Here is a 6,896-nt window from a genome sequence, read left to right as displayed (position 1 = left end):
TACAGGAGGGGTCCGTACGGGAGTGGGCTCAGAGCCCGTAGCGCTCCCGGGCCTCCTTGATCGCGGAGGCCGGGACCTCGCCGCGCCTGGCGAGCTGGGCCAGCGAGGCCACCACGATCGACTGGGCCTCGCCGTGGCGAACTGGGCGCGCGGGGCCGGTGTCGGGCGGATCCTGGTGCGGGCCGCGTTCGCCGAGGCCCGCCGCCAGGGCGCCAACCGGATCACGCTGCGGATGCTCGCGCACAACGACCCCGCCCGCGCCCTGTACGTCTCGGAGGGCTTCGCCGTCGAAGGGGTGCTGCCCGGGGAGTTCTTCCTGAACGGACGTTACGTCGACGACGTCTGCATGGGACGCTCGCTCGGCCCCGCCTGAGCGACGGGGTCACCGGGGCCCGAAGCGGTCCCACAGCTCGGGGAGGCGCGCGGCGAGCGCCTCATCGTTCTCGAAGTCGACCGGTGAGCCCAGCGGCTCCGCCGCCTGCGGCGGCAGCCCCAGGTCCGGCGCGACCACACCGGTGAGCTGTTCGTACGCCTCGTCCGCCGCGTAGCCCAACTCCTCACCGTCCCCGTCGATTCTCTCGTCGAAGTCCTCCAGCAGCTCCGCCAGGCCGTCCGGATCGTGCAGCGCCCCCTCGAAGACCTCCCGGCCCTGGCCGATCAGCCAGCAGCGGAAGTAGTCGAACGCGTCGTCGCTCGCCCCGCCCAGCAGCACGGTCGCCGCGCCCCACAGATCCCAGTGGTAGGCCCGGTTGTAGCGGGCTTCGAAGTGCCGGGCGAAGTCCAGCACGGAATCGGGATCGAGCTGCACCAGCCGTTCCACCAGCAGGTCGGCGTGGTCCTCGGGGTCGCCCTCGGCGGCCTCGCGGGTGCTGTCGATGATCTCCCAGAATTCCGTTTCGTCCATCACGGGTCCAGCATCCAGCCTGCCGGGGGCTCCCGCACGCGCAGACACCGAATTGAAGCCTTTCAGCGATACATCTCGCGCAGGCGTTCGGCGGCGTCCGCGAACCGGATCCGCAGCGACTCGGGCGCCAGGACCTCCAACTCGGGCCCCAGCGCCAGCAGCTGGCCGTAGGCCACGTCCAGTGATTCCACCGGCAGCGTGAGGGTGCGCAGGCCGTCCGGACCCGGCTCGGAGGCCTCGGCGAGCGCGGTGGCGGCCGCCGCCCGGTCACCGGTGTACGCCAGCATCCGCGCCCCGCGCTCGGACACCCGTACGGTCACCTCGGTACGCAGCAGGGACCGGGCGAACCCGGCGGCCCGCTCCTCCCAGAACCCGGGCAGGTCGAAGCTCTCGTCCCGGTCGAAGCGTGTCTCGGCGGGCTCCACGGCGGTGAAGCGGTCGATCCGGTAGACCCGGAAGTCCTCGCCCGCCCGGGCGCAGAGATACCAGACACCGGCCTTCAGGACGAGACCGTACGGAGCCAGCTCCCGCGCCACCTCCGTCCCCTCCTGCTCGCGGCCCCCGCCCCGGCGGTAGCGGGCCCGCAGCAGCCGGTCGTCCCAGACCGCGTCGGCGATGACGGGCAGCGCCTCGGGGGTCTCCGGCTCGTGGTACCAGGAGGGGGCGTCCAGGTGGAAGCGCCGGGCGGCGGAGGAGGAGGCGTCGCGCAGGGAGGGCAGCAGCGCCGCCGACACCTTGAGGCGGGCGGCCGACGCCGCGTCCTGAAGGCCCATCTCGCGCAGCGCGGCGGGCAGCCCGGAGAGGAACAGCGCCTCCGCCTCGTCCCGGGCGAGACCGGTCAGCCGGGTGCGGTAGCCGCCGACGAGCCGGTAGCCGCCGGCCCGGCCGCGCTCCGCGTACACCGGGACGCCCGCGTCGGAGAGCGCCTGCGCGTCCCGGGTGACCGTGCGCTCCGACACCTCCAGCTCGGCCGCCAGCTCGGCGGCGGTCATCGCGGGGCGGGCCTGCAGGAGCAGCACCATCTTGATCAGCCGGGCAGCGCGCATGGGCCCATTGTGGCGGCAGGCACGCCCGCCCCGCGCCGACGCCGGAACCCCCGGCCGCCGGGCGGGCGCGTTGTCGGACGCGCACGCTCCGGTGACCGGGGGCTTCGGCTTCGTACAGGAGGGGTCCGTACGGGAGTGGGCTCAGAGCCCGTAGCGCTCCCGGGCCTCCTTGATCGCGGAGGCCGGGACCTCGCCGCGCCTGGCGAGCTGGGCCAGCGAGGCCACCACGATCGACTGGGCGTCGACGCCGAAGTGGCGGCGGGCCGCGGCGCGGGTGTCGGAGAGGCCGAAGCCGTCCGTGCCGAGCGAGGACCAGTCCTGCTCCACCCACTGGCTGATCTGGTCCGGGACCTGGCGCATCCAGTCGCTGACCGCGAGCACCGGGCCCGGCGCGCCGGAGAGCGCCTGCGTCACGTACGGGACCCGCTGCTCACCGCGGAGCAGCGCCTCGTCGGCCTCCAGCGCGTCGCGGCGCAGCTCGCCCCATGAGGTGGCGGACCAGACGTCGGCCGTGACACCCCAGTCGGCGGCCAGCAACTCCTGGGCCTCCAGGGCCCAGTGGATCGCCGTGCCGGAGGCCAGCAGCTGCAGGCGCGGCGCGTCCGCCTTCGCGGGCGTGCCCTCCTTGAAGCGGTACAGGCCCTTGACGATGCCCTCCTCGACGCCCTCGGGCATCGCGGGCTGGGGCTTCGGCTCGTTGTAGACCGTCAGGTAGTAGAAGACGTCCTCGGCCTCGGGGCCGTACATCCGGCGCAGGCCGTCCTTGACGATCACCGCGACCTCGTACGCGAACGCCGGGTCGTAGTTGAGCGAGGCAGGGTTGGTGGCCGCGATCAGGTGCGAGTGGCCGTCCGCGTGCTGGAGGCCCTCACCCGTCAGGGTCGTACGGCCCGCCGTCGCGCCGACGATGAAGCCCTTGCCGAGCTGGTCGGCGAGCTGCCACATCTGGTCGCCGGTCCGCTGCCAGCCGAACATCGAGTAGAAGATGTAGAACGGGATCATCGTCTCGCCGTGCGTCGCGTACGACGATGCGGCGGCGATGAAGTCGGCCATGGCCCCGGCCTCGGTGATCCCCTCGTTGAGGATCTGGCCGTCCTTGGCTTCCTTGTAGTACATCAGCTGGTCGCGGTCGACCGGGTCGTACGTCTGACCCAGCGGCGAGTAGATGCCGGCGGACGGGAAGAGGGACTCCATACCGAAGGTACGGGCCTCGTCCGGGACGATCGGCACCCAGCGCTTGCCGGTCTCCTTGTCCCGCATCAGGTCCTTCACCAGGCGGACGAACGCCATGGTGGTGGCCATCTCCTGTTTGCCGGACCCCTTGTACAGGGCCTTGAACGCGCGCTCCTCGGGCTGCGGCAGCGGCGCGGAGGCGTGCATCCGGCGGGCCGGGGCCGGGCCACCGAGGGCGGCACGGCGCTCCTGGAGGTAGCGGACCTCGGGGGAGTCGGCGCCCGGATGGCCGTAGGGGACGAGACCGTCCTCGAAGGCGCTGTCGGGGATCGGGAGGCCGAGCAGCTCGCGCATGCCCTTGAACTCGTCGATCGACAGCTTCTTCATCTGGTGGTTGGCGTTCTTGGACTCGAAGCCCTTGCCGAGCGTGTAGCCCTTGACCGTCTGGGCCAGGATCACGGTCGGCGCGCCCTTGTGCTCCACGGCCGCCTTGTACGCCGCGTACACCTTGCGGGCCTCGTGGCCGCCGCGCGAGGTGTAGAAACACTCGCCGATCTTGGCGTCCGTGAGCAGTTTCGCCAGCTCGGCGAGCGCGGGCTCGGCGCCGAAGAAGTGCTCGCGGATGTAGGCGACGTCGCGGGTGGCGTACGTCTGGAACTGGGCGTCCGGGACCTCGCGCAGGCGGCGCAGCAGCGCGCCCGTGGTGTCCAGCTGGAACAGCTCGTCCCAGGCGTTGCCCCAGAGCGTCTTGACGACGTTCCAGCCGGCGCCGCGGAACTGCGCCTCCAGCTCCTGGACCACGCGGAAGTTGGCGCGGACCGGGCCGTCGAGGCGCTGCAGGTTGCAGTTGATGACGAAGGTCAGGTTGTCGAGCTGCTCACGCGAGGCCAGTGCGAGGGCGGCGGTCGACTCGGGCTCGTCCATCTCGCCGTCGCCCAGGAAGGCCCAGACGTGCGAGTTGGCGGTGTCCTTGATGGAGCGGTTGGCCAGATAGCGGTTGAAGCGCGCCTGGTAGATGGCCGAGAGCGGGCCGAGGCCCATCGACACGGTGGGGAACTCCCACAGCCAGGGCAGCCGCCGCGGGTGCGGGTAGGAGGGCAGACCCTCGCCGCCCGCCTCCTGGCGGAAGTTGTCGAGCTGCTGCTCGCTGAGCCGGCCGTCGAGGAAGGCGCGGGCGTAGATGCCGGGGGAGGCGTGGCCCTGGATGTAGAGCTGGTCGCCGGAGCCGTCCCCCTCCTTGCCGCGGAAGAAGTGGTTGAAGCCGGTCTCGTAGAGCCAGGCGGCCGAGGCGAAGGTGGCGATGTGGCCGCCGACCCCGTACCGGGCGCCCCGGGTCACCATCGCGGCCGCGTTCCAGCGGTTCCACGCGGTGATCCTCGACTCCATCTCCAGGTCGCCGTCGAACTCGGGCTCGGCGGCGGTCGGGATGGAGTTGACGTAATCGGTCTCCAGCAGCTTGGGCAGCGCGAGACCGGCGCCCTCGGCGTGCTGCAGCGAGCGGCGCATCAGGTACGCGGCACGGTGCGGGCCGGCGGCCTGGGTGACGGCGTCCAGGGAGGCCGCCCATTCGGCGGTCTCCTCGGGGTCACGGTCCGGGAGCTGGTCGAGCTCGCTCGGAAGCTTTCCTACGGGGTCGGTCATGATCGCCGCCTTCCGGAGAGGAGGGGGGTGGAGAAGGCCCTGGCTGGCAGGACAGGGCGATGGGGCCGGTGGGCCCGCGGATGAACTGTAAGGCGCTGATCGATGATCGATCAAAGGATTGAAGGCAAAACTTCTCGATACGAAGAAAAGTGGCATGGGGTGCCTCGAAAGGGGGCACGGAGTGACGCGAGATAGCGTGCAAATAGGGCGCTGACCTGCACGGAAGAGCAGGCCGGGCGCCAGATGATCGGAGCCCCGCAGGAGGGGGCAGGCGCGGGGCGGCGGGAAGGCTCGCAGGCGCCGGGAAGGCTCAGGCGCGGGGCGCGCAGCCCAGCACGTGCGCCTTCACCAGGGCCCCGATCCCCGGGTCCTCGGCGAGGAACGCGTCGATGAGCGCCTGGTGCTCCTCCGCGTACGACTTCTGCACCGTGCCCAGCCAGCGGATCGACAGGGCCGTGAACACCTCGATGCCCAGCCCCTCCCAGGTGTGCAGCAGCACCGCGTTCCCGGCCGCCCGCACCATCTCCCGGTGGAAGCCGACCGTGTGCCGCACCTGCGCCTCGCCGTCGGCCAGCCGGTCCGCCTCGTACAGCGCGGCCACGTGCGGGGCCAGCGCCGAGCAGTCCCGGCCGAGCCGCGGGGCCGCCAGCTCCGCCGCGATCTGCTCCAGGCCGGCCCGGACCGGGTAGCTCTCCTCCAGATCGGCCGCGGTGAGATTGCGGACCCGGACGCCCTTGTTGGGCGCCGACTCGATCAGCCGGAGCGTCTCCAGCTCGCGCAGCGCCTCGCGCACGGGCGTCTGGCTGACCTCCAGCTCGGTGGCGATGCGGCGCTCCACGATCCGCTCACCCGGCTTCCAGCGCCCGCTGACGATCCCCTCCACGATGTGCTCGCGGATCTGTTCGCGCAGCGAGTGGACGACGGGCGGGGTCATGAGGTGCTCCTTCGGGGCAGACCGGTGCTGCCTACATCATCACGGTGGCGGTGGGCCTCCCGGGCTGTTTAGACAATACGGCGGCGCCCCCGCCCGGAAGAGTTCCGGACGGGGGCGCCGCTGGTGAGGCTGGTTACAGCAGGGGAGTTCAGAGGCCGAGCTCGACCTCGAACTCACCCGCCTCGAGAATCGCCTTGACCGACGTCAGGTAGCGGGCGGCGTCCGCGCCGTCCACCAGACGGTGGTCGTAGGAGAGCGAGAGGTACGTCATGTCGCGCACCGCGATGGTCTCGCCGAGGTCCGGGTGGTCGATGACCACCGGGCGGCGGACCGTCGCGCCGATGCCCAGGATGGCGGCCTGGTTCGGCGGCACGATGACCGTGTCGAACAGGGCGCCGCGCGACCCGGTGTTGCTGATGGTGAAGGTGGCGCCGGACATGTCGTCCGGCGTCAGGCCGCCACCGCGCGCCTTGCCCGCGAGCTCCGCGGTCTTCTTGGAGATACCGGCGATGTTCAGGTCGCCCGCACCCTTGATGACCGGGGTCATCAGACCCTTCTCGGCGTCCACGGCGATGCCGATGTTCTCCGAGTCGAAGTACGTGATGGTGCCCTCGTCCTCGTTGATCCGGGCGTTGACGACCGGGTGGGCCTTCAGCGCCTGGGCCGCCGCCTTCACGAAGAACGGCATCGGGGACAGCTTGACGCCCTCACGGGCGGCGAAGGAGGCCTTCGCCTGGTTGCGCAGCTTCATCAGCTTGGTGATGTCGACCTCGAGGACCGAGGTCAGCTGGGCCTGCGAGTGCAGCGCCTTCATCATGTTCTCGCCGATGACCTTGCGCATGCGGGTCATCTTGACGGTCTGACCGCGCAGCGGCGACGCCTCCAGCTTCGGCGCCTTGGCGGCGGCCGGAGCAGCGGCCGGGGCCGGAGCGGCTGCGGCGGCCTTGGCGGCCTCCGCGGCGGCGACGACGTCCTGCTTGCGGATCCGGCCACCGACGCCGGTGCCCTTGACCGCGCTCAGGTCCACGTTGTTCTCGGACGCGAGCTTGCGGACCAGCGGCGTGACGTACGCGCCGTCGTCACCGGAGGGCGCGGCCGGGGCGGCCGGCGCCTGGGCGACGGGGGCGGGCTGCGCCGGAGCCGGTGCCGGGGCGGCCGGGGCCGCCGGGGCCTGGACCGGAGCGGCCGGAGCCGGAGC

General features: G+C 71.8%; 6 protein-coding genes. 1 reads left to right on the top strand and 5 read right to left on the bottom strand.

Annotation, left to right across the window (positions count from 1 at the left end; all coding sequences use genetic code 11):
* Positions 1–373 (top strand): GNAT family N-acetyltransferase (locus HET64_RS34540; RefSeq protein ID WP_251146284.1); only part of this gene is annotated, 373 nt, incomplete at its 5' end.
* A 9-nt stretch (positions 374–382) separates the two neighbouring features.
* Here the strand turns inward: HET64_RS34540 and HET64_RS34535 are convergent.
* The 5 genes from HET64_RS34535 to sucB form a co-directional block, all read right to left on the bottom strand.
* Positions 383–904 (bottom strand): DUF4240 domain-containing protein, encoded by a 522-nt coding sequence (locus HET64_RS34535; RefSeq protein ID WP_215111197.1) that lies wholly within the window; start codon positions 902–904, stop codon positions 383–385.
* A gap of 62 nt (positions 905–966) precedes the next feature.
* On the bottom strand, positions 967–1,950 hold the full coding sequence (locus tag HET64_RS34530) for a YafY family protein (protein ID WP_215111196.1): 984 nt from the start codon (positions 1,948–1,950) through the stop codon (positions 967–969).
* Between the two features lie 141 nt (positions 1,951–2,091).
* Positions 2,092–4,764: a pyruvate dehydrogenase (acetyl-transferring), homodimeric type gene (aceE, locus tag HET64_RS34525; protein WP_215111195.1), complete on the bottom strand. Its 2,673-nt coding sequence runs from the start codon at positions 4,762–4,764 to the stop codon at positions 2,092–2,094.
* 310 nt (positions 4,765–5,074) lie between these two features.
* On the bottom strand, positions 5,075–5,698 hold the full coding sequence (locus HET64_RS34520) for a GntR family transcriptional regulator (RefSeq protein WP_007452799.1): 624 nt from the start codon (positions 5,696–5,698) through the stop codon (positions 5,075–5,077).
* 148 nt (positions 5,699–5,846) lie between these two features.
* Positions 5,847–6,896 (bottom strand): 2-oxoglutarate dehydrogenase, E2 component, dihydrolipoamide succinyltransferase (gene sucB / locus HET64_RS34515; protein WP_215111194.1); only part of this gene is annotated, 1,050 nt, incomplete at its 5' end.

Origin of the sequence: Streptomyces sp. McG3, assembly GCF_018619185.1 — a bacterium.
In the GTDB taxonomy this organism is placed as follows: Bacteria; Actinomycetota; Actinomycetes; order Streptomycetales; family Streptomycetaceae; genus Streptomyces.
This window is presented reverse-complemented; position numbering and strand designations above follow the sequence as displayed.

Excerpts from the sequence above, each read along its gene's own strand:
- HET64_RS34530 (WP_215111196.1), bottom strand. The coding sequence starts at position 1,950 with ATGCGCGCTGCCCGGCTGATCAAGATGGTGCTGCTCCTGCAGGCCCGC.
- HET64_RS34535 (WP_215111197.1), bottom strand. The coding sequence starts at position 904 with ATGGACGAAACGGAATTCTGGGAGATCATCGACAGCACCCGCGAGGCC.
- HET64_RS34520 (WP_007452799.1), bottom strand. The coding sequence starts at position 5,698 with ATGACCCCGCCCGTCGTCCACTCGCTGCGCGAACAGATCCGCGAGCAC.
- aceE (WP_215111195.1), bottom strand. The coding sequence starts at position 4,764 with ATGACCGACCCCGTAGGAAAGCTTCCGAGCGAGCTCGACCAGCTCCCG.